Here is a 266-nt window from a genome sequence, read left to right on the forward strand (position 1 = left end):
CCCGCTATGGAGTGGGGGATATTCCGCTCGGCCAGCCGTTGCGCAACCTGATGCTCTACGTGCTGGACGCCTACGGGCAACAGGTCCCTACCGGCAGCGTCGGCGAGTTGTACATCGGCGGCGCGGGCGTGGCACGCGGTTACCTCAAGCGCGAGGACCTGACGGCCGAACGTTTCCTCGACGACCCGTTCACCGCTCAAGGACGCATGTACCGCACGGGCGACCTGGCGCGTTACCGTGCGGACGGCACCCTCGACTACCTCGGG

General features: G+C 67.3%; 1 protein-coding gene. It reads left to right on the top strand.

Features of this window, described 5'->3' with window-relative positions:
• Nucleotides 1–266: AMP-binding protein (locus SB765_RS30410; protein WP_410932593.1), on the top strand; the 266-nt coding region annotated here is incomplete at both ends.

This window comes from Pseudomonas sp. SIMBA_067, assembly GCF_046534675.1.
Taxonomy (GTDB): Bacteria; Pseudomonadota; Gammaproteobacteria; order Pseudomonadales; family Pseudomonadaceae; genus Aquipseudomonas; species Aquipseudomonas putida.